The organism is Actinoplanes sp. HUAS TT8, assembly GCF_051380535.1.
Taxonomy (GTDB): Bacteria; Actinomycetota; Actinomycetes; order Mycobacteriales; family Micromonosporaceae; genus Actinoplanes.
In genome coordinates, this window is sequence record NZ_CP195646.1 from 1194052 (window position 1) to 1214540 (window position 20489).

The following is a 20489-nucleotide window of genomic DNA, read 5'->3' on the forward strand; positions in this document are numbered from 1 at the left end:
AAAGTACGGTTCGGATCCCCTTCCAAAGAAGGGTGGGTACCCGTCTTCGGACCGGTGTCGCGGGCCTCGGCGGCGGCCACCATCGACGCATGACGACGAATACGGGAGCCTGGCGCATTCCGGCGGCGCTGATCGCGCTCAGCCTGGTGCCCTCGATCGCCGGGGTGTACCGATTGGACCAGCTGGCCACGAACGCACCGGTCACCACGGAGAACGCACGCTTCTTCGACATGCCGGGGCCAGTCGTCGCGCACATCCTCGCCGCGATTCTGTACTGCGTGCTCGGTGCGTTCCAGTTCCAGCCGGCGTTCCGGCGACGACGGCCCGGTTGGCATCGGGCCGCCGGGCGGATCCTGGTGGCGGCCGGGCTGATCGTGGCGGTCAGCGGTCTGTGGATGGCGGTCTTCTACGACCTGCCGCCGGTCGACGGCGTGATCGTGGAGGTCACCCGGCTGATCGTCGGGAGCGTGATGATCGTGGCGCTGGTGCTGGCCGTGGTGACGATCCGGCGGCGTGACGTCGCGAGCCATCGGGCCTGGATGATCCGGGCCTACGCGCTCGCCCAGGGCGCGGGCACGCAGGTCTTCACCCATCTGCCGTTCGCCTTCGCCGGGGTGGCGCCCGGCGTGGGCGGTCGGGCGGTCGCGATGGCCGCCGGGTGGGTCCTCAACATCGTCGTCGCCGAGTGGATCATTCGTGGCCGGCCGGGTTTCCGTGTGCTCCGCCCGGCCTGATCACGTGGGGGTCTCCGCGCGGCGGGTCCGCCCGGGAGGCTCCGCCCGGCCTGATCGCTCGGGCCGGGCGGAGCGCAGCCGGTCAGAGTCGCAGCTGGGGCCAGTCCAGGAGGCCGTCGCCGAGGTCGCGGACGGCCACCAGCAGCCCGAGCCGGGCCGCCCGGATCGCCGGGTCGTCGGCCATCACCAGCACGTCGTCGAAGAACGTGTTGACCGGCTCGACCAGCCCGCGGGTGGCGGCCACGAACTGGGTGAGGTCCGGCTCGGAGGGGAGCACGACCGCGGTGACGGCCTCGTGCAGCGCCAGCTCGGCCGGCTCCTTGAGCACGCCCACGTCATAACCGGCCGGGGTCCCGTCCGGCACGATGCGCCGCGCCCGCTGGATCGCCGCCGCCACCGCGGCGAACGCCTCGTCCTCGACCGCCACGTCGAGCTGGGCCAGCAGCGTGTCCGCGACCGACGGCCGGGCGAAGTGCGGCAGCACCGCCCGTACCCGGTCCACCGGCTGGCCCTCCTCGGTCAGCGCCTGCTCCAGGCGCTTGGCCAGGAAGTCGCCGACGGCCGCGAGCACCTCGGGCGAGACCGGCACCGGCTGGGCGGCCAGCGCCAGCGCGTCCAGCAGCGACAGGGAGGCCAGCTCGGGCGTCGACCGGTGCACCGCGAGCAGGCCGAGCACGGCCCGGCGGACGGCGAACGGGTCGCTCGACCCGGTCGGCAGCCCGACCGTCGCGGCCAGGCCGGCCACCAGGTCGAGCCGGTCGGCCAGGGACAGCAGCGCGCCCGGGACCGTGCGCGGCAGCGAGTCGCCCGTGTTGCGCGGCAGCTCGGCCTCGAACACCGCCTCGGCCACCGCCCGCGACTCGCCGGCGTGCGACGCGTACTCCCGCGCCATGACCCCGGCCAGGCTGGTCATCTCGGTCACCAGCTGGGAGCCGAGGTCGAACTTGACCAGTTCCGCGGCCCGCGCCAGGACGGGGGAGCCGAGCCCGAGCCGCTCGCCCAGCGTGATCGCCAGCGAGCCGATCCGGCCGGCCCGGTCGGCCATCGAGCCCAGCTTGTCGGTGAACGTGAGCCGGTCCAGCCGCGCCTTCATGTCGGCGAGCGGCGTGTCCAGGTCGGCGCGGTAGAAGAAGCGCGCGTCCTCGTAGCGGGCTCGCAGCACGGCCTCGTTCCCGGTGCGGACCAGCTCGACGTCGACCGGCCCGTTGGCCACCGTGACGAACATCGGCAGCAGCTTGCCGTCCTCGTCGCGCACCGGCAGGTATCGCTGGTGCTTGCGCATGACCGTGGTCAGCACCGCGTCGGGCAGCGTCAGGTAACCCTCGTCGAACGTGCCGAGCAGCGGCAGCGGCTGCTCCACCAGGTCGGTGATCTGGTCGATCAGCGCGGCCTCGCCGGTCACGTCGACCCTCCCGTCGGGGTAGACGAGATCCTGCGCGCCGACCACGATCAGCTCGCGGCGGTCCTCGTGGTCGGCGACGATGCCGTTGACCCCGAGCGTCTCCACGAACGTCTCGGCCGACGCGATGTCGACGACCGGCGGGTTCGCGGTGCGCAGCAGCCGGGTCCGGCGGCCGGCGGCCAGCGTGGAGACCGCGACCGGCACCACGTCGTCACCCCACAGCGCGGTCAGCCAGCGCAGCGGGCGGCTGAAGGCCAGCTTCGGATCGTTCCACCGCATGTTCTTGGCCGAGCGCAGGCCGCCCGTGACCTTGGCCAGCACCTCGGCCAGCACCTGGGGCGCGGGCTGCCCGGTCTCCTCCTTGTGCAGCACGTAGTGCTCCACCCCGTTGAACTCCTCGGTGGCCAGAGCACCGGGGTCGACGCCGTGGCCACGGGCGAAGCCCTCGACGGCCTTGGCCGGCGCCTGGGTCTTGGGCCCGCGCACGGTCCGCACGTGATCGTCCTCGCGGGCCGCGACCTCCGGCACCACGGCGATCAGGCGCCGCGGCGTCCCGAACACCCGGACGTCCCCGTGGGCCAGACGCGTACCGGCCAGACCCTCGGTGACCAGGCGCTGCAGCTGCTCGCGGGCGTTACGCAGCTCGGCCGGCGGCAACTCCTCGGTGCCGATCTCGAAGACCAGCGTGCGCGGCCCGTCACCGGTCTGCACGGTCGCCGGGACCGGTGCCGGCTCACGGTCCACGACCAGGCCCAGAGGGTGTTCGAGCTCGGCCCGGCGGGCCACCCACAGCTTCGCGACCTCACCGGCCAGCCGCCGCATCCTCCCGAACTCGGCGGCCCGCTCGGCGGTGGAGACCGCGCCGCGCGAGTCGAGCACGTTGAACGCCTGCGAGCACTTCAACACGTAGCTGTGCGCGGGCACCGGCAGCCCGGCGTCGATCATCCGCTGGGCCTCGCCGGCGTAGATGTCGAGCAGCTTGCGGTTGGCCTCGATGTCGGCGTCGTCGAGGTAGTAGCGGGACATCTCGTACTCGGACTGGCCGAACACCTCGCCGTAACTGACGCCCGGCGCGTACTCGATCTCCTTGAAGTGCTGCTTGTCCTGCAGCGCCATGATGATCCGCTCGATGCCGTAGGTGATCTCCACCGACACCGGGTCCAGGTTGATCCCGCCGGCCTGCTGGAAGTAGGTGAACTGGGTGATCTCCAACCCGTCCAGCCACACCTCCCAGCCCAGCCCCCAGGCGCCGAGCGCGGGCGAGGCCCAGTTGTCCTCGACGAAACGCACGTCGTGCGCGGCCACGTCGATGCCGATCGCGGCCAGGCTGCCGAGGTAGAGCTCCTGCGGGTTGCCCGGGTCCGGCTTCAGGATCACCTGCAGCTGGGTGTGCGTCTGCAGCCGGTTCGGGTTCTCGCCGTATCGCGAGTCGTCCGGCCGCACCGACGGCTCGACGTAGACGACCCGCCACGGCTCGGGACCGAGCACGCGCAGGAAGGTGGCCGGGTTCAAGGTGCCCGCTCCGACCTCGGTGTTCATCGGCTGGACGATAAGAGCGCCGTGCTCCGTCCAGTAAGCCGTCAACCGGGCCAGAGCCTCCTGCATGGTGAGCATGCCGGGAAGTCTAGGGGGCGCCCCTCGACGCAGGGTAAGCGATTACTTCCGGCGAGTCCGGAGCCACATCAAGATCTTTATTGCCTATCTCCGCCGTGGTCCCGATCGTCGCTCCCGCGGGGACCCTTCCGACCCTCGCAGGCCGCTGGCGCGGCCAGAACGCGAGGCCCGCAAGGGCGACGTGGTCGGGTGGGCACGGTTACCCCAAGATCAAGATCAGGAGCCTTAACTTTCCGCCTTCCGGGGAATGTAGGCGGTCATGCTCGCCGGAGATCTTTACGCGTTTCAGGGACTGCTGTCCGAGGACGAGGCCGCGACCGTGCACCGGGTCCGCGACTTCCTGCAGGCCGAGGTCGTGCCGATCGCCAACGACCACTGGGCCCGGGCCGAGTTCCCGGCGCACCTGATCAAGGGGTTCGCCGGGCTCGGACTGGCCGGGCGCGAACGATCGGCCCTGCTCAACGGCTGGCTCGCCCTGGAGATGGCGCGCGCCGACGCGTCGATGGCGACGTTCTACGGTGTGCACGCCGGGCTGGCCATGGGCAGCATCCAGTCCTGCGGCTCACCCGAGCAGCGGGAACGCTGGCTGCCGGCGATGACCGCGTTCGATCAGATCGGAGCGTTCGCGCTGACCGAGCCGACCGGCGGGTCCGACGTCGCCGCCGGCCTGCGCACCACCGCCCGCCGCGACGGCGACACCTGGATCCTCGACGGCCAGAAACGCTGGATCGGCAACGCCACCTTCGCCGACCTGATCGTCGTCTGGGCCCGGGACGTTGCGGACGACCAGGTCAAGGGCTTCGTGGTGCCCGGGGGCACCCCCGGCTTCACCGCCACCAAGATCGAGAACAAGATCGCGCTGCGGATCGTGCAGAACGCCGACATCACACTCACCGGCGTTCGCGTCCCCGAGTCGGACCGGCTGCAGAACGCGAACTCGTTCAAGGACACCGCCCGCATCCTGCGCCAGACCCGCAGCGGCGTGGCCTGGGAGGCGGTCGGGGTGATGCTCGCGGCCTACGAGATCGCACTGAAGTACGCCGGGGAGCGCGAACAGTTCGGCCGCCCGATCGCCAAGTTCCAGCTGGTCCAGGACCTGCTGGTGCGCATGCTGGGCAACGTCACCGGCTCGCTCGGCATGTGCGTGCGCCTGGCCCAGCTGCAGGACGACGGCCAGTACCGCGACGAGCACTCCGCGCTGGCCAAGGCCTACTGCACCACCCGCATGCGCGAGGTGGTCGGCTGGGCCCGTGAACTCCTGGCCGGCAACGGCATCGTCCTCGACTACGACATCGGCCGCTTCGTGGCCGACGCCGAAGCCCTCTACTCCTACGAGGGCACCCGCGAGATCAACACCATGATCGTCGGCCGGGCCATCACCGGCCACAGCGCCTTCGTCTGACCCACCCCACCCATCGCCGCGCACCCCAGCTCGCCCTCCCGCGGCGTGAGGGCACCCCAGGTCGCCCTCTCGCCGCGCACCCCAGCTCGCATCGTCGGCGGCCCCGGCTCGCCCTCACGCCGCGCACCTCGGCGCGGGCTGTCGGGGGCCTGGCCGGCTCCCGGCTCAGCCCGCTCGTGCGCCGTGCACCCGGGCGCGGGCCGTCGGGGCCTGGCCGGCTCACGGCCCAGCCCACCCGTTCGCCGCGCATGCGGGCTCGGGCCGTCCGGGCCCCGGGCTGACTCGCGGATCGGCCCACCTGCACGCCGTGAACGGCCGATGGACCCGGTACTGCTGACGGCCCCGGCACCGGCAGTCCGCGGCGCGAGCCGACGGCTGCTCCCGCTCATCTCGCGGCGCGCCGCTCAGCTGGCGCTGAGGGCTGTCTCGCGGGCGTTTCAACAGCCCTCAGCGCCAGCCGGCTTGGGTGAGTCGCGGGTGGGGGCTGAGTGGGCTGCTGCCTTGCGTGGGTCTTGGGTGTGGGGGTTTGTTCTGAGCTGGACCAGCGGCGGACGTCGCCCTGGAGGGGGTCGCGTTCTGGGCGCGCCAGCGCCCTGCGGGCCCCGGAAGGGTCCCCGCGGGAGCGACGGCCCGGACCACGGCGGACGTGGGACATCAGGATCTTGAATGTGATCTTGATCGGGAGGCTCGGGCGAGGACTTCGGTGAGGATCGTGGTGGCGGCGCTGGGGAAGAGGGCGTCGGCGTGGGCGTAGCGGGATTCCGGGGTGAACGGGTTGGGGATGGCTACGCAGCGTAGGCCCGCGGCCTGGGCGGCGGTGACGCCGTGCGGGCTGTCCTCGAAGGCGATCGCCTGGGACGGGGCGAGGTCGAGGCGAGCGAGGGCCAGGTGGTAGACGGCCGGGTCGGGTTTGTGGGTGGGGACCTCGTCGCCGCAGGCCAGGACTTCGAAGCGGGGGAGGTCGCCGGTTCGGGCGAGATTGGAGCGGACCCAGGCGGTGGCCGAGCTGCTGGCCACCGCGAGACGCAGGTCCCGGCGGGCGGCCTCGTCGAGCCAGCCGGCGATGCCCGAGTTGAGGCCCAGCCGGGTGTGGATCTCGGCGCGGTGGGCGGTGCGGCGGGCGTGGCTGGCGGCGCGGTCGAAGGTGGGGCCGACCGCGGCGGCCAGGGCGGCGTAGCGGGATTCGCTGGTGTCGCCGCCGTGGTCGGCGAAGAAGCCGGTTTCGTCGAGGGTGAGGCCGTGCTGCTGCCACTCCCAGCGCCAGCTCTGCAGCAGCGTGGTCTCGGTGTCCATGAGCAGACCGTCGAAGTCGAAGATCAGTGCCTCGATCGCCACCGGAGAAGTATCGCGGAGCGGATCGGGCCGGCGGGCCGGTGGGGTGGGTCGGGCCGGTGGCCCGGTGGGGTGGGTCGAGGCCGGCGGGTCAGCGGGGTGGGTCGAGGCGGCGGGGGACGCAGTGGGCGGCCGGGACGGTGGCGCACCAGGCGGTGACCGCGGCCGGGTCCGGGAAGTCACCCAGGGCGACGGTCAGCCAGGTGCCGGCGTCGCCGCTCGGGTGGTCCAGGTCGGTGCTGCGGAGCAGGATCACCGGGTGCTCGTCGCTGGCCAGGGTGCGGCGTAACCGCTGGTGTTCGGCGAGGATCGTGGCCGCGTCGGCGTGGGCGCCGGCCGAGGCCAGCTCGGCGGCGTACTGGCTGGTCAGGTTCAGGCCGGCCAGGTCGTCCCGGTGGGTGAAATCCAGTTCGGCCCGGGGGTCGGCCTCGTCGGGGTAGGCCTCCGGGCGCTGACCGAACCCGGTGTCGGGCCGGGCGGCCGGGGCGAGCGACGCGGCGGCCGGCTCGCGGTCGAACCGGGACAGGACGACGGCGGCCATGGCGGCCGAGAAGAAGAGCGCGACCGCGGCGACGGTCACGGTTTTCCGGTACGCGTACACAGGCCCTCCGGCTGCTCAGCGCGCGGGTCGCCCCTGACGGTAACCGCCCAGAAAGTCGATGACCAGGACATACGGCGTTTTCAGCCATCCGGGAAGTGGCGCCGCACCCGAACTGCGACCGCGCACACCGTCGCCGTGGCTCAACCCCGCCCCGGAGTTGCCGACCCTACAGCCATGAGCGTGGGCAGCGGATTGCACACAGCCGGACCTCTGGTGGAGGCCCCCGGTATGACGGGCGTGGAGCCGGACCGGCAGGTCCTGCTGCTGGCCGAGCTGGTCGGCTTCATGACCAAGGACACCCCTTCGGTGCAGCATGTGCTCGACCTGATGACCCCGCACCTGCGGGAGATCGCCGGGTTGACCGCGGCGACCGTTTTCGAACTGGACTCGGAGAGCGGCATGATGGCCGCGACCGCCCAGTTCGGCGAGCCGGGCCGGCGGGACCAGATGGTCGCCGGCAAGGTGTTCCGGGCCGCGGCCGGTGGCCCGCCCGTGGTCAGCGGCCAGCAGATGGCGATCCGGCTGCGCATCGGCGGCCAGACCGTCGGGGTGCTGCTGCTGACCGGGGACGCGCTGGCCGAGCTGCGGCTGGACACCATCTCGACGGTGGCGCTGCACTTCGCGACCACGCTGCAGGGGCTGTTCGCGGAGAAGGCCCGGCAGTTCGTGGCCCACACCAGCTCGACGATCCAGGAGCTGTTCGAGAAGGGCATGACCGCGGGCAGTGTCGAGGAGGCGGCCGAGCTGCTGACCCACTCGTGTGCGACGGCGTTCCGGACCGAGCACGCCAGCCTGCACCTGATCGACGGGGACGGGCGGATCCGGTACGTCTACGGCGTCGGCTGCCCCGACGAACGGCTCGACCAGCTGCGGACGAACCTGATCGGCAAGTCCGCGATCGAGTCGCCGATCTGGCGCAACACCGTCGAGTCGGGCGAGCCGATGCTGATCAGCAACGTGGCCACGGCCAAGACCCGGCCCGGCGGCATGGCCCAGACGCTCGAGCTGGCCTCGTTCATCGCGATGCCGTTGATGACCGGTTTCGGCCCGGCCGGCATGGTGATGTGCGGTGACTCGTCCGGCGCCCGGGAGTGGAGTGCCCGCGACCGCATCCTGGCCCAGCAGCTGGCCGCCGAGGGCGCGCTGATCATGGACAGTGCCCGGATGCGTGAGGCCAACCGCCAGCACATGCAGGAGCTGACCCGGCAGGCGTTCCACGACTCGCTGACCGGCCTGCCCAACCGCAAGCACCTGCTGGACCGGGGTGAGGAGGCGGTCGAGATCGCGATGGCCACCGGTACCCGGATGGGGCTGCTGATGCTCGACCTGAACGGGTTCAAGCAGGTCAACGACACGATCGGCCACCACGCCGGCGACGTGCTGCTGCAGCTGGTCGGCAAACGGCTGAGCGGGCTGATCCGGCACCCGGACATGGTGGCCCGGCTCGGCGGTGACGAGTTCTCGGTGCTGGTCACCGCCAACCCGGACGACGAGGCCGCGGTCGGCGTCGGCGAGCGGATCTGTGAGCTGCTGCGGGAGCCGTTCGAGATCGACGGCCGCGAGGTCCGGATCGGCGCGAGCATCGGGGTGGCCCTGTTCCCGCGCCACGCGATCGAGTTCGGCACGCTGATGAAGGACGCCGACGCCGCGATGTACCAGGCCAAACGCGGCGGCGGCGGTGTCCGTCTGACGTCGTAGCCGGTCAGTGACCCCAGGGCTCGGCCGGTGGCACTTCCCGGCCGGCCCGGGGTTACTCGGATCGGACAGAGGATCGCGCAGTGTGCTGACCAGCCCGACCAGGCTCATCCGAGCCGGGTCGGGCTGCGTTCGTCGGCCGAGGTGCCGTTCATCAGGACCGGCACCTCGGGGATGTCGGCCTCGGTGGGGTGGGCGACCATCGCGGCTCGCTGGGCGATGCAGTGGTCGGCGACCGCTTCCGGGGTGGGCGAGAGCTGACCCGGGCATGGTCACATGCCGTCCATGGCCGCCCCGGGGCGCGTTGTTGCACCATGAACGCCCCATTGCCCTTCTGTTTCGGGATCATTGCGCTGGGAGCGCTCCCATGTAATGCTGTCCGCGTCGGCACAACGATCCCCACCGATGCGTTGGTCGTCGCTCCCATTGGCGCTGTTCTTCGGCGTTGTCGTACGTATCGAGGAGTCCTGATGAGACCCATCCCCACTCGGGCCCGCGCCCTCACGGCAGCCGCCGTCGTGAGTGTCATGGCCGGCGCCGGCGCGGTCGCCATGTCGACCGAAGCCAGCGCGGCGGCCGGCTGTCGTGTCGACTATTCGGTCAACCAGTGGTCGACCGGCTTCACCGGCAATGTGACCGTCACCAACCTCGGCGACCCGATCTCCAGTGGCTGGAACGTCACCTGGGCCTGGTCCGGCAACCAGACGATCACCCAGGGCTGGAGTGCCACGATCACTCAGTCCGGGACGAACGTCACCGCGGCCAACCCGTCGTGGGCGGCCTCGCTCGGCACCAACGGAACGGCCAACTTCGGCTTCAACGCGAACTACTCGGGTACGAACACCGCGCCCGCCACGTTCAAGCTGAACGGCACCGCCTGCACGGGCACCGTCCCGACCGGCTCGGCGTCCCCGTCGGCCAGCACCTCGCCGTCGACCAGCACGTCCCCGTCGTCGAGCCCGTCGGCCAGCCCGTCGACCTCGACCAACCCGGGCACCAAGGCCGACAACCCGTACGCCGGGGCCAAGGGCTACGTCAACCCGGAGTGGAAGGCCAAGGCCGACGCCGAGGCCGGCGGCAGCCGCGTCTCCAACAACCCGACCGCGGTCTGGCTGGACCGGATCGCCGCCATCGAGGGCACCGACAGCAGCAGCTCGAACGGTTCGATGGGCGTCCGCGACCACCTGGACGCGGCCCTGGCCCAAGGCGCCGGTTACATCCAGTTCGTGATCTACAACCTGCCCGGCCGGGACTGCTCCGCGCTCGCCTCCAACGGTGAGCTCGGGCCGAACGACCTGCCGCGCTACAAGAGCGAGTACATCGACCCGATCGCGGCGATCGAGGGCGACGCGAAGTACAAGAACCTGCGGATCATCAACATCGTCGAGATCGACTCGCTGCCGAACATCGTCACCAACACCTCCGGCCAGGCCGGCGGCACGGCGATGTGCGACACGATGAAGGCCAACGGCGGGTACGTCCAGGGCGTCGGCTACGCGCTGAACAAGCTCGGTGCACTGAGCAACAGCTACAACTACGTGGACGCCGCCCACCACGGCTGGATCGGCTGGGACTCGAACTTCGGCCCGACCGCCGACATCATGCTCCAGGCGGCGCAGGCGTCCGGCAGCGTCAACAACGTCACCGGCTTCATCACCAACACGGCGAACTACTCGGCGCTGCAGGAGCCGTACATCCAGCCCACCGTCACCGTCGGCGGCCAGAACATCCGGCAGTCCAAGTGGCTGGACTGGAACCAGTACTCCGACGAGCTGACGTTCGCCCAGGCGTTCCGGACCAAGCTGGTCTCGATCGGCTTCAACAGCAACATCGGCATGCTGATCGACACCTCCCGCAACGGCTGGGGCGGTTCGGCCCGCCCGACCAAGGCGAGCACCTCTACGAACGTGGACACCTACGTCAACGAGTCCCGGATCGACCGTCGCATCCACGCCGGTAACTGGTGCAACCAGTCCGGTGCGGGCCTCGGCGAGCGCCCGAAGGCCGCCCCGGCGGCGGGCATCGACGCCTACGTCTGGGTCAAGCCCCCGGGCGAGTCGGACGGCTCCTCCTCGCTCATCCCGAACGACGAGGGCAAGGGCTTCGACCGGATGTGCGACCCGACCTACACCGGCAACGCCCGCAACGGCAACAGCCTGAGCGGCGCCCTGCCGAACGCGCCGATCTCCGGTGCCTGGTTCTCGGCCCAGTTCCAGCAGCTGATGGCGAACGCCTACCCGGCGCTCTGATCAGCCTCGGTTCTCGGTTCTGAAAGACCGGACCCCCGCCCCGTTCATGCCCGGGGCGGGGGTTCCTTTTTCTGCACCTGATGCTGCCGTGGGACGGGATCCGGCTGACCGCTCAGGCCCGTCCGGGCATCCGGGCCGATTTTGTCTAGGCTGGCGGCGTCTCGTTCGAGTCGGCGGCGCATTGTTCGGGCGGTAAGGGGGCGGGCGTGGACGGTGAGGTCGTCTGGCGGATCGGTGAGCGCATCGTGCGGGGCGCGGCCGGGAGCGTGACCGGCAACCACTACGACCGCAACTACGACGTGGTGCACCTCGACCCGGACCGGTCGCTCGCGATCGTCGCCGATGGGATGGGCGCGGGGGAGGGCAGCGCGGCCGCCGGTCGTCTCGCCGTCGAAACCTTCGCGAGGGAATGCGGTGGTCCCTCCCCGGCCGCGCTCCGGGCCGCTGTCGATCAAGTGCATTTCGCCGTACGGCAGGAAGCCCGCACCCTGCGTGGTCTGACCGGATGCACCCTGACCGCGCTGACCGCCGCCCCCGACGGCTCCGTGCGGATCGTGCAGCTCGGCGACTCCCGGGCGTACCGCCTCCGGGCCGGCCTCCTGGAACTGCTCACGGTCGATCACACGCTGGCCTGGCTCGGGCTGATCCACGGCTGGTACGCCGCGACCGACGCCCGCGCGCACGCCGACGGCTACCGCCTGACCCGTTACGCCGGCCACCCGGACCACCCCGATCCGGACGTCCTCGACGTCCCGCTGCGCGCCGGTGACCGTCTGCTCCTGTGTACGGACGGGGTGTCGGGTCAGCTCGACTACGAAACCCTGACCCGGCTGCTGGCCGCCCCCACCCCGGTGCCGGCCCTGCTCGACGCCACCCTCACCGCCGGCGGCCACGACAACGCCACCGCCCTAGTCCTCACCGTCACCTAGCTGGTGGTGAGGGGTGTGTCGCGGCTCCCTCGGCGCCGGCTCGCGGTGTCCGACCGGCCCCCTACGGTGTCTCAGGGAGCGGGAGGCACCTCGGGGAGCCGACCGGGGGCTCAGGGTCGTGGGGCGGGCGCCGTGGTGGGGTTTTGGGGTAACCGTGACCAACCGCGGACGTCGCCCTGGAGGGGGTCGCGTTCTGGGCGCGCCAGCGCCCTGCGGGCCCCGGAAGGGTCCCCGCGGGAGCGACGGTCTGTACCCCGGCGGAGATAGGCAATGAAAGATTTTAGGGCTATTTTTTCGTGAAAAATCGGTACACGGCGTGGTAGGGGATGGCGACCGGGTCGTCGCCGCCGCACGACGTGGCCGGGGCGGCGCCGCCCTGGGTGGCGATGCGCTGGATGTAGGTGACCGCGCCGAACAGGCCGCCGCCGCGGTTGCCGGTGGCCTTGTAGAGCAGTTGCGGGGCGTCGGCGGCGCCGGCCGACGGGGCGGTGACCGGGTCGAGGCCCTGGACCATGGAGCCGTCCTGGTCGGAGACCCAGGCCGGGCCGCGGAAGTGGACGGCGGTGACCTTCTTGACCGGGCTCATCGTGACCCCGGTGAGGGAGGCGGCCGGTTCGAGGGCCTGCCAGGTGCTGCGTCTGCACTGGTAGATCTGGACGCCGCGGGCCTTGAGCACGGCGTGCAGCTCGTTGCCGGCCGGTGGGCGCAGCGCGTCCGGGACCTGGGGGACGCCGCCCAGGAAGCTCTCCTCCTGGGTGGTGGCCGGGCGGGCCGGTGACTCGGTGGCCGGGCGGGCGGTGCCGGCGAAGGGGCCGGTGCCGGCGAAGGGGCCGGTGCCGGCGAAGGAGACGCCGGCGGGTACGGCGATGGAGGCGAGGGCGAGCGCGCCGACCGCTCCGGCGATCTTCGTGGTGCGGGTCACGGATTCCTCCCCTGTGGCGTTGTGGATCACGGTAGGAGCACCGTAGACCCCAAAGCCCCCAAAAGGGCGCAAACCACCCCGGAAATAGGCGAATAACCGGACGGATTACGGCATCGTGTAGAAACCGGTCGGCAACGTCCGGGCCTGTCGGCGCGCCTCCTTCGTCCGGGCCCGCAGGCGCAGTAGCAGCAACAGGCCGAGGAGGAAGAAGACTCCACCGACGATCAGGCCGGGGCCGAGCAGGTTGCTCTGGTCGGTGGAGGCCGGGACGAGCGCCGTCGCGCTGGTGCGGTTGATCGGCGGCTCGACGGTCGCGTCGATCGGCTCGTCCTCGTCGGTCTCGGTGGCCGACGGCTTCGGGCTGGGTGAGGCCGTGGTGCGGGTCGGCGTGGGCGACGGGGTCGGTGCGGTGGTGGCGACCTTGGTGGTCACCTCGGTGGTCGCGCTGCCGGTGGTGAGCCGCGTGTTCTGCGCGTCGTCGGCCCGGACCTCGAAGCGGACCTCGCCGCCGGTGTTGCCGCTGAACTGGACCTGCCACTTGCCGGTGACCGTACGGTTGCGGCACAGGTTGCCCGGGTCGAGCTGCTGGTCGACGATGGTCGCGGTGTCGCCCTGGACGCTGACCCGGGTCGGGAAGTCGCCGCTGTCCTCGAAGCGGGCGACCCGGATCTGGTTCAGCGCGACGTCACCGCCACGGACGACGAGCGTCCAGCGGACCTTGCGGCAGCGCGCCTGATCCGAGGTGGCGACCGCGGTCACGGTCTTCGCGCCACCGCCGGCCTGGAACGTGGCGGGCGTGGTGATGGCAACACTGAACCCCGGCACGTCGGCCCGGGCCGGCGCGGTCAGGCCGCCGGCGCCCAGTGCCGCACCGGCCAGCGTCGCCCCGAGCAGCGCGGTGAGATGCCGCACGTCGATCCCCCTTCTCGTACGTCCCCTTCACCTACTAAGTTCGCCGAGCCGGGCCGAATGGTTCACCGGGTGGCGGCGGTCACTCCATCGCGCACCTTATTTCTTGCTTAAGAACCCCGGAAAACCGTCATTCCCGCAGGTCAAGTGGCATGTGCGAAAAGTAGTGAGGCGATCACTAAAAAGAGTCGCCCAGAAATTTCGCACGCGTTCATCCGAAGCCCCGCCCGGCACGTAATCCGGGGAGGACACGGCCGGGGCAACGCAGGGGAAAGCACGCCACGGACGGGTCCGGAACAACTTGAGCACGGGGCGTTCCCCACGGACGCCGGCGTCCCACCGCCCATGGGACGTGACCGTTGCGGAAAACGAGGAGTCAATGGCCCGGTCGAAGAACAAAGAAGGCGCCGCGAGTAGGGTCGCGGTCGACATCGGCTCCACCGGCAGCCGTAACGTGCCCACAGGCGCGGTCATCCTGCTGGTGGTAAGCGTCCTGGCGGCAATCTGGGCGGTCGCGATGATGACCGCACCCGGCCGTGTGGGATACGTCTACTTCTTCATGTACGCGGAGTTCTACATGGGTGTTCTCACCCTTGTATCGCTCTCGATCACCATCATGGTCGGCCTGGTCTCCACCGACCGCCTGGTCCTCTCCATCAGGCAGCGCGTGTTCCTGCAGTCGACCCACCGGACCACCGGCGTGATGGCGATCGCGTCACTCGCGTTCCACCTGTGGACCAAGACCGTCGAGTCGCACATCCGCGTGATCGACATCTTCATCCCGTTCATCACGCCGACCAACACGCTGTTCATCGGTTTCGGTCAGATCTCCGGCTACATCATGGTGCTGGTGATGTGGAGCGGACTGGCCCGCGCCCGGTTCATCGGCCGCGGCAAGCCGTGGATGTGGCGCGCGATCCACTCGGTGTCCTACCTGATGTGGCCGATCGCCCTGGTCCACGGCCTGAGCGCCGGTCGCGCGGCGAAGACCTACGTCATCGTCAGCTATGTCATCTGCGTCCTGCTCGTGCTCATCGGCCTGGCCGTGCGGCTCTCGGTCAGCCTCAACCGCCGCAAGGACTTCTCGTCCGCGGCCGGTGTCGGCGCGGCCAAGCCGGCCACCAGCGCGGTCGTGCCGACCACGGCCGCGCCCCGCAACCGGTGGGGTGGTGGTCGTGAGCAGGCCGGCGGCGAACTGGTCCAGGCCGCCCCGGCCGTGAACAACTGGGTCCCGGCGGCGCCCCCGGCCCCGCCGGCCGCCGCTCCGGTCAGCCCGGCCGTCGCCCCGATGATCCCCGAGCCGGTCGCCGACCGCCGCGAGCTGGAGGCGCCCGCCCCGCGCCAGCGCCGGTCGGACGAGGACCGCTTCGACGAGCCGACCCGGGCCGTGTCCCGCCGCGAGTTCGAGGACGACCGGTACGAGGAGCCGGCCCCGCGGGCCCGCCGCCGCGACGACGACTACTACGACGACGGCCCGCGCCCACGCAGCCGCCGCTTCGCCGACGACGAGGAGGAGCCGCGCCCCCGCCGGTCCCGCACGTCGATGGAGGACACCGGCACCCGGCTGCGGCCCGACGAGACCGGGACCCGGATGCGCCGCGACGACCTGTCCGAGACCGGCACCCGGATGCGCCGGGACGACCCGTCCGAGACCGGCACCCGGATGCGCCGGGACGACCTGAGCGAGACCGGCACGCGGATGCGGCTGGAGGACACCCAGACCCGCATGCGCCGGTACGCCGAGGACGACGTCTACGAGGACGACCGGTCCCGGGGCCGTCGCCGCGCCGACGACGAGCCGCGCTACGAGGACGTGCCCCGCCAGCGCGCCCCGCGCTACGAGGACGACGACGAGCCCCGCAGCGGTGGCCGTCGCCGGGCCGACGACGGGCGGCACAGCCGCAGCCAGTTCGTCGACCTGGCCGAAGGGCAGTACGCGGACGACGACACCCTGGTCGACGCCCGCCGCTCCCGCCGGGCGCCGGCCGACCCGGGCGGCGCTGCCGCCCCCCGCGGCCGGGGTCGCGACGACGACGAGTCGTACTTCTCGCAGCTGCGTGGTGACCGGAATTGAGCACCGCACAGGTTCCCCCGGTCACGTCGATCGGCGTCCCGCGGATCACCGCGGGCTACGACGAGTACGGCCGTCTCGACCTGCAGGCGCACCAGGAGGTGCACGGCGGGTTCGCGGCCCTGTCCTCCGGTGAGCTGATCGGTCTCACCGACCGCATCGAGCTGCGCGGACGTGGCGGCGCGGGCTTCCCGTTCGCCCGCAAGGTGCGCGCCGTCATCGACTCCTGCAAGCGCCAGGACCTGCCCCCGGTGATCGTGGTCAACGCCACCGAGGGCGAGCCGCCGTCCTGGAAGGACAAGGCGATCCTGACCCGCAGCCCGCACCTCATCCTGGACGGCGCCGCGCTCGCGGCCGCCGCCCTGGACGCGGAGGAGATCGTCATCGGCGTGGCCGACGACGGCATCGGGCAGAACTCGCTGATGGCCGCCCTGGCCGAGCGCAAGATGCCCTGCCCGACCCGGATCGTCACGGTCCCGCACCGGTTCATCTCCGGCGAGGGCGGCGCGCTGGTCCGCGGCATCAACGGCGAGGCGCACATCCCGCCCGGCCGCAAGGTCCGGTCCAGCGACAACGGCGTGATGGGGCTGCCGACCCTGCTCTCCAACGCCGAGACGTACTCGCAGCTGGCGATCGCGGCCCGGCTCGGGCCGTGGGAGTACAACTCGGTCGGCATCCCCGAGGAGCCGGGCACGGTCATGCTCACCGTCGGCGGCGCGTCCAGCGCCCCCGCGGTGGTCGAGGCACCCAGCGGCACCCCGCTGATGGACGTGCTGACCATGTGCGGCGCCGACATCGGCCCGGGCCTGCTGGTCGGCGGTTACCACGGCAAATGGATCACCGCCGAGCAGGCGCAGACCGTGACGATCTCCCGCAAGGGGTTCGCCAAGGTCGGCGGCACGCTCGGCGCCGGCATGCTGATCCCGATCGGCTCCAAGACGTGCGCGCTCGGCGAGGTCGCCCAGGTCGTGCAGTACCTGGCCGGCGAGTCGGCCGGCCAGTGCGGCCCGTGCCGGCTCGGCCTTCCCGACCTGGCCCGCGCGGTCACCCTGGTGTCGCTCGGCGGCTCCGCCCTGGAACAGGTGCGGCAGGCGGCCGGCCTGGTCAAGGGCCGGGGCGCGTGCAGCCACCCGGACGGCACGTCGCGGTTCGCGCTGTCCGCGCTCGAGGTGTTCCACAAGGACGTCGAGGCGCACGCCAACGGCGAGGGCTGCGGCAAGCAGACCAAGGGCATCCTGCCGCTGCCGTACACGGCCGAGAAGGGCGCCAGGAAGCTGGCCCTGGACTGGTCGCGGTGCGACGGGCACGGACTCTGCTCGGCGGTCGCCCCGGAGATCATCCGGCTCGACCACAACGGCTTCCCGGCGTTCCCGCAGACGCCGCTGCCGCCGTGGCTCGAGGACGGCGCCCGCAAGGCGGTCAACGTGTGCCCGGCGCTGGCCCTGCGCCTGATCGACCCGGCGACGTCGGCGCACTGATGACGACGACCCGGCGCGGCCTGCTGACGCTCCCGTTCGCCCTGGCACTGGCCGCGTGCGGCTCGTCGCCGGCGGCGACAAGGCAGCCGGCCGCCGCCGGGTCCGCCTCGGTTCCGGATTCGCTGAATTTCTCCGGTACGACGTTGGCGGGCGCCCCCTACGACGCCTCACAGCTGGCCGGGAAGCCGGCGGTCCTCTGGTTCTGGGCTCCCTGGTGCGCGACCTGCGCCGGGGAGGCGCAGTCGGTCCGGGACTTCGAGGACGAGTACGCCGGGCGGATCGCGTTCCTGGGCATCGCCGGGATGGGCACGGCGAAGGCGATGCGCGAGTTCGTGTCGGACATGGAGGTGGGCAACGTGACCCACCTCAACGATCCGGAACTGACGATCTGGAAGAAGTTCACGATCCTCGAACAGAGCACGTACGTGCTGCTGGACGCCGCGGGCAAGATCGTCACCCGCAGCTATCTGGACGATCTGGCGCTCACCGGGGCGCTGAAGAAGCTGGTCGGCTAGAGGGGCGCCTCGACGAGGTGCAGCTTGCCGGCGGCGTCCCGCTCGACCCGGACGTGGGTGGTCAGGCCCGGCCCGAGCCGGACCGGCAACGCCGGGCCGCCGCCCGCCTGGATCGTGTGCGAGCCCGGCGCGAGCGCCAGCGTGAGCCGTTTCCCGGCCCGGACCTGGCCCTTGACCGCGCCGTCGACCGAGATCGGGACGGCGCGGGCGAGCGTGGCGAGGGACCGTGGGGGTCCCTCGACGACGAGAGTGCCGACGATCGTCATGATGCCGGGGTCACCAGGTGGTCGGCGGGGCCGGCGCGCTGTAGACGGCTTCCTCGGCCGGCATCAGGACCCAGAGCAGCGGGTAGACCAGGATCTGGCTGCCCGGGATGACGAACAGGATCAGCACGAAGAGCAGGCGGGCGATCCACGGGTCGAGCCCGAATCGGCGGCCCAGGCCCGCGCAGACGCCACCGAGCATGCGGCCGTCACGGGGGCGGACCAGGCCTTGGCGAGCCATCGTGTCGTGCACGGCGTTCATGGCGGGTCTCCCACTTTCTTGGGTCGTCCCCCTCGTCGTGAGGAGGTGATGTCCTAAGAGTGCTACCCGGGTGCCACGGTTTCCATCCGGCAAGGCCCGGATCGATCCCCGACCCCGATCTCAGGGTTGTCCATGACGGTTCGGTCGCAAGCAGGCACCGGGACTGCTGAAGAGTGAGCCGCCCCGATACAGTTCTGCGAGCGAGAACCTGGGGGGCAGGAAAAGCATGGTCGACAGCACGGTGCCGGGCGAGAGGACGCAACCGTTGCGTCCGCACGATCCGCGCGAGCTCGGCGACTACGAGGTCCTCGGGCGGCTCGGCGAGGGCGGCATGGGGACCGTCTACCTCGGCCGGAAGAAGAACAGCGAGATCCTGGTCGCGGTCAAGGTCGTGCGCGTCGACCTGGCCCACGACGACGAGTTCCGCCGCCGCTTCCGCAGCGAGGTGGAGCGGGTCCGGCAGGTGCCGCCGTTCTGCACCGCCGAGGTGCTCGATGCCGACCCGGATCACGAGCAGCCCTACCTGGTGGTCGAGTTCGTCGACGGGCCCACCCTGGCCGAGGTGGTCGAGCAGCGCGGTCCGCTGACCTCGGCCAACCTGCACAGTGTGGCGATCGGGGTGGCCACCGCGCTGACCGCGATCCACGGCGCCGGCGTGATCCACCGTGACCTCAAGCCGCGCAACGTGCTGCTCGCGCCCGGCAGCCCCAAGGTGATCGACTTCGGGATCGCCCGGGCCATGTCGGCGACCAGCGGCAACACCCGGCCGGACCAGATGGTCGGCACGGTCGCCTACATGGCCCCCGAGCGCTTCGACACCGACGCCGACGTGCCGGTGGTCACCCCGGCCGCCGACGTGTTCGCCTGGGGCGGCGTGGTGACGTACGCGGGAACCGGCCGGACCCCGTTCTACGCCGACTCGCCGACCGCCACGGCCGCCCGCATCCTGACCAAGCCGCCCCGCCTGGACGGCCTCTCCCAGCCGCTGCGCGACCTGGTCGCGCACGCCCTGGAGAAGGACCCGGCGAACCGGCCCAGCGCCCGTGAGCTGCTCGACCTGCTGATCTCCGGTGACCGCCCGGTGGCCGTCGCGGCGGCCCTGGCCGACCAGCCCGACCTGCGCGCGGCCGCGGCCGAGGCGCAGGCCGTGACCGGTTTCGCGCTGCCCTCGGACACCGGCGCCCCGTCGACCCGGGTGGCCGCCGCCGCGCTCGCGCCCGCGTCGACCCTGGACATCCCGCCCGGCCTGGTCGGCTACAGCGAGAACTCGATCGTCACCGTGCCGATCGAGGCGGTGACCGACCTCACATCGACGGGTGTGCCGGTGATCGGCCGCCCCCGCCGGCGGATCCTGCCGACACTGCTGGTCGTGCTGACCGTCCTGATCATCGCCGCCGGTGTGGCGATGATCGGCTTCCTGCTGCGCGACCGGTTCGGCGAGACGAGTGCCTCGCCGTCGGGCGGCCCGTCGGCGGTGTCGCCCTCCCTGGAGCCGACGAGCACGGCACCGGTGCCGAGGATCGCCGACAAGCTGTCCGCGGCCGGGCTCTGGCAGCCGACCTCGCTCGCCGGTGAGCAGGCCAGCTGCGCCTTCGCCCCGGATCGGCTGGTCGCCCGGCGGGAGACCGCGGGCACGTTCCGCTGCAAGGGGCCGAAGGACGTGTCGGGCGACATGAACGTCGAGGTCGGCGTGCGCCTGGACATCGCGCACAGCTGCGCCGCGATCTGGTTCCACTTCGCCGACAAGGCGTTCGACGGGCAGCCGGGCGGCTATCAGATGCGGATCTGCGAGAAGTCCGCCTACCTGAGCGTGCACACCAACGACGACCTGGTCCTCAAGGACACCCTGCAGCTGAGCAAGCCGATCGGGATCTACGCGGCGACCCCGGCCCGGATCGGGCTGCGGGTGACCGGCAACGCGGTCGAGGTGAGCCAGGACGGGCAGCGGATCGGGACGCTGGCGCTGACCGAGCCGACGCTGACCAAGGGGCGGATCGTGCTGGGCGTCTCGGACGACGAGACCGGTGGGACCGGGCCGTTCGAGGTCGCGTTCTCGGACGTCAAGATCTGGTGGTGAGGGCGGTTCCGCCCCCACCACCGATCACGCTCGT

General features: G+C 71.5%; 16 protein-coding genes. 9 read left to right on the forward strand and 7 right to left on the reverse strand.

Features of this window, described 5'->3' with window-relative positions:
• The first annotated feature begins 89 nt into the window (after window positions 1–89).
• Complete coding sequence (locus tag ACSHV8_RS05290; RefSeq protein WP_436529938.1) at window positions 90–734, forward strand: DUF2306 domain-containing protein; 645 nt, start codon at window positions 90–92, stop codon at window positions 732–734.
• 82 nt (window positions 735–816) lie between these two features.
• On the opposite strand, the gene ACSHV8_RS05295 is transcribed toward ACSHV8_RS05290, so the two are convergent.
• On the reverse strand, window positions 817–3750 hold the full coding sequence (locus tag ACSHV8_RS05295) for a glycine--tRNA ligase (RefSeq protein WP_436529940.1): 2934 nt from the start codon (window positions 3748–3750) through the stop codon (window positions 817–819).
• Window positions 3751–4009: 259 nt separating this feature from the next.
• Between ACSHV8_RS05295 and ACSHV8_RS05300 the strand changes: the two genes are divergently transcribed.
• A complete protein-coding gene (locus ACSHV8_RS05300) occupies window positions 4010–5152 on the forward strand; it encodes an acyl-CoA dehydrogenase family protein (RefSeq protein WP_436529942.1) in 1143 nt (380 codons plus the stop codon).
• 654 nt (window positions 5153–5806) lie between these two features.
• Here ACSHV8_RS05300 and ACSHV8_RS05305 read toward each other — a convergent pair.
• The gene (locus tag ACSHV8_RS05305) at window positions 5807–6487 is read right to left on the reverse strand and encodes an HAD family hydrolase (protein WP_436529944.1); all 681 of its coding nucleotides are present in this window, start codon (window positions 6485–6487) and stop codon (window positions 5807–5809) included.
• A gap of 88 nt (window positions 6488–6575) precedes the next feature.
• Window positions 6576–7064, reverse strand: coding sequence for a hypothetical protein (locus tag ACSHV8_RS05310; protein WP_436529946.1), 489 nt, complete (start codon window positions 7062–7064; stop codon window positions 6576–6578).
• Window positions 7065–7313: 249 nt separating this feature from the next.
• Here ACSHV8_RS05310 and ACSHV8_RS05315 point away from each other — a divergent pair, with 249 nt between their 5' ends.
• From ACSHV8_RS05315 to ACSHV8_RS05325, 3 genes are all read left to right on the forward strand, one after another.
• Window positions 7314–8783: a diguanylate cyclase domain-containing protein gene (locus ACSHV8_RS05315; protein ID WP_436529948.1), complete on the forward strand. Its 1470-nt coding sequence runs from the start codon at window positions 7314–7316 to the stop codon at window positions 8781–8783.
• Between the two features lie 467 nt (window positions 8784–9250).
• On the forward strand, window positions 9251–11029 hold the full coding sequence (locus tag ACSHV8_RS05320) for a glycoside hydrolase family 6 protein (protein ID WP_436529950.1): 1779 nt from the start codon (window positions 9251–9253) through the stop codon (window positions 11027–11029).
• A 206-nt stretch (window positions 11030–11235) separates the two neighbouring features.
• The gene (locus ACSHV8_RS05325) at window positions 11236–11958 is read left to right on the forward strand and encodes a PP2C family protein-serine/threonine phosphatase (RefSeq protein WP_436529952.1); all 723 of its coding nucleotides are present in this window, start codon (window positions 11236–11238) and stop codon (window positions 11956–11958) included.
• 286 nt (window positions 11959–12244) lie between these two features.
• On the opposite strand, the gene ACSHV8_RS05330 is transcribed toward ACSHV8_RS05325, so the two are convergent.
• Window positions 12245–12880, reverse strand: a complete 636-nt coding sequence (locus tag ACSHV8_RS05330) for a DUF3455 domain-containing protein (RefSeq protein ID WP_436529954.1) — start codon at window positions 12878–12880, stop codon at window positions 12245–12247.
• Window positions 12881–12985: 105 nt separating this feature from the next.
• Window positions 12986–13792 carry a hypothetical protein gene (locus ACSHV8_RS05335; RefSeq protein WP_436529956.1) on the reverse strand — a complete coding sequence of 269 codons (807 nt, stop codon included), beginning with the start codon at window positions 13790–13792 and terminating at the stop codon, window positions 12986–12988.
• A gap of 376 nt (window positions 13793–14168) precedes the next feature.
• On the opposite strand from ACSHV8_RS05335, the gene ACSHV8_RS05340 reads away from it, so the two are divergent.
• The 3 genes from ACSHV8_RS05340 to ACSHV8_RS05350 are packed head-to-tail and all read left to right on the forward strand — an operon-like array spanning window position 14169 to window position 17853.
• On the forward strand, window positions 14169–15863 hold the full coding sequence (locus tag ACSHV8_RS05340; protein WP_436529958.1) for a translation initiation factor III: 1695 nt from the start codon (window positions 14169–14171) through the stop codon (window positions 15861–15863).
• Window positions 15860–17338 carry an NADH-ubiquinone oxidoreductase-F iron-sulfur binding region domain-containing protein gene (locus tag ACSHV8_RS05345; RefSeq protein WP_436529960.1) on the forward strand — a complete coding sequence of 493 codons (1479 nt, stop codon included), beginning with the start codon at window positions 15860–15862 and terminating at the stop codon, window positions 17336–17338. Before ACSHV8_RS05340 ends, ACSHV8_RS05345 begins: the two co-directional genes overlap by 4 nt.
• On the forward strand, window positions 17338–17853 hold the full coding sequence (locus ACSHV8_RS05350; protein ID WP_436529962.1) for a redoxin domain-containing protein: 516 nt from the start codon (window positions 17338–17340) through the stop codon (window positions 17851–17853). The genes ACSHV8_RS05345 and ACSHV8_RS05350 overlap by 1 nt, the downstream gene beginning before the upstream one ends.
• Here ACSHV8_RS05350 and ACSHV8_RS05355 read toward each other — a convergent pair.
• Both ACSHV8_RS05355 and ACSHV8_RS05360 read right to left on the reverse strand, forming a co-directional pair.
• On the reverse strand, window positions 17850–18119 hold the full coding sequence (locus ACSHV8_RS05355) for a hypothetical protein (protein WP_436529964.1): 270 nt from the start codon (window positions 18117–18119) through the stop codon (window positions 17850–17852). The two genes, ACSHV8_RS05350 and ACSHV8_RS05355, sit on opposite strands and share 4 nt — an antisense overlap.
• 10 nt (window positions 18120–18129) lie before the next feature.
• Window positions 18130–18378 carry a PspC domain-containing protein gene (locus ACSHV8_RS05360; RefSeq protein WP_436529966.1) on the reverse strand — a complete coding sequence of 83 codons (249 nt, stop codon included), beginning with the start codon at window positions 18376–18378 and terminating at the stop codon, window positions 18130–18132.
• A 226-nt stretch (window positions 18379–18604) separates the two neighbouring features.
• Here ACSHV8_RS05360 and ACSHV8_RS05365 point away from each other — a divergent pair, with 226 nt between their 5' ends.
• Window positions 18605–20455, forward strand: coding sequence for a serine/threonine protein kinase (locus ACSHV8_RS05365; RefSeq protein ID WP_436529968.1), 1851 nt, complete (start codon window positions 18605–18607; stop codon window positions 20453–20455).
• Window positions 20456–20489 lie beyond the last annotated feature (34 nt).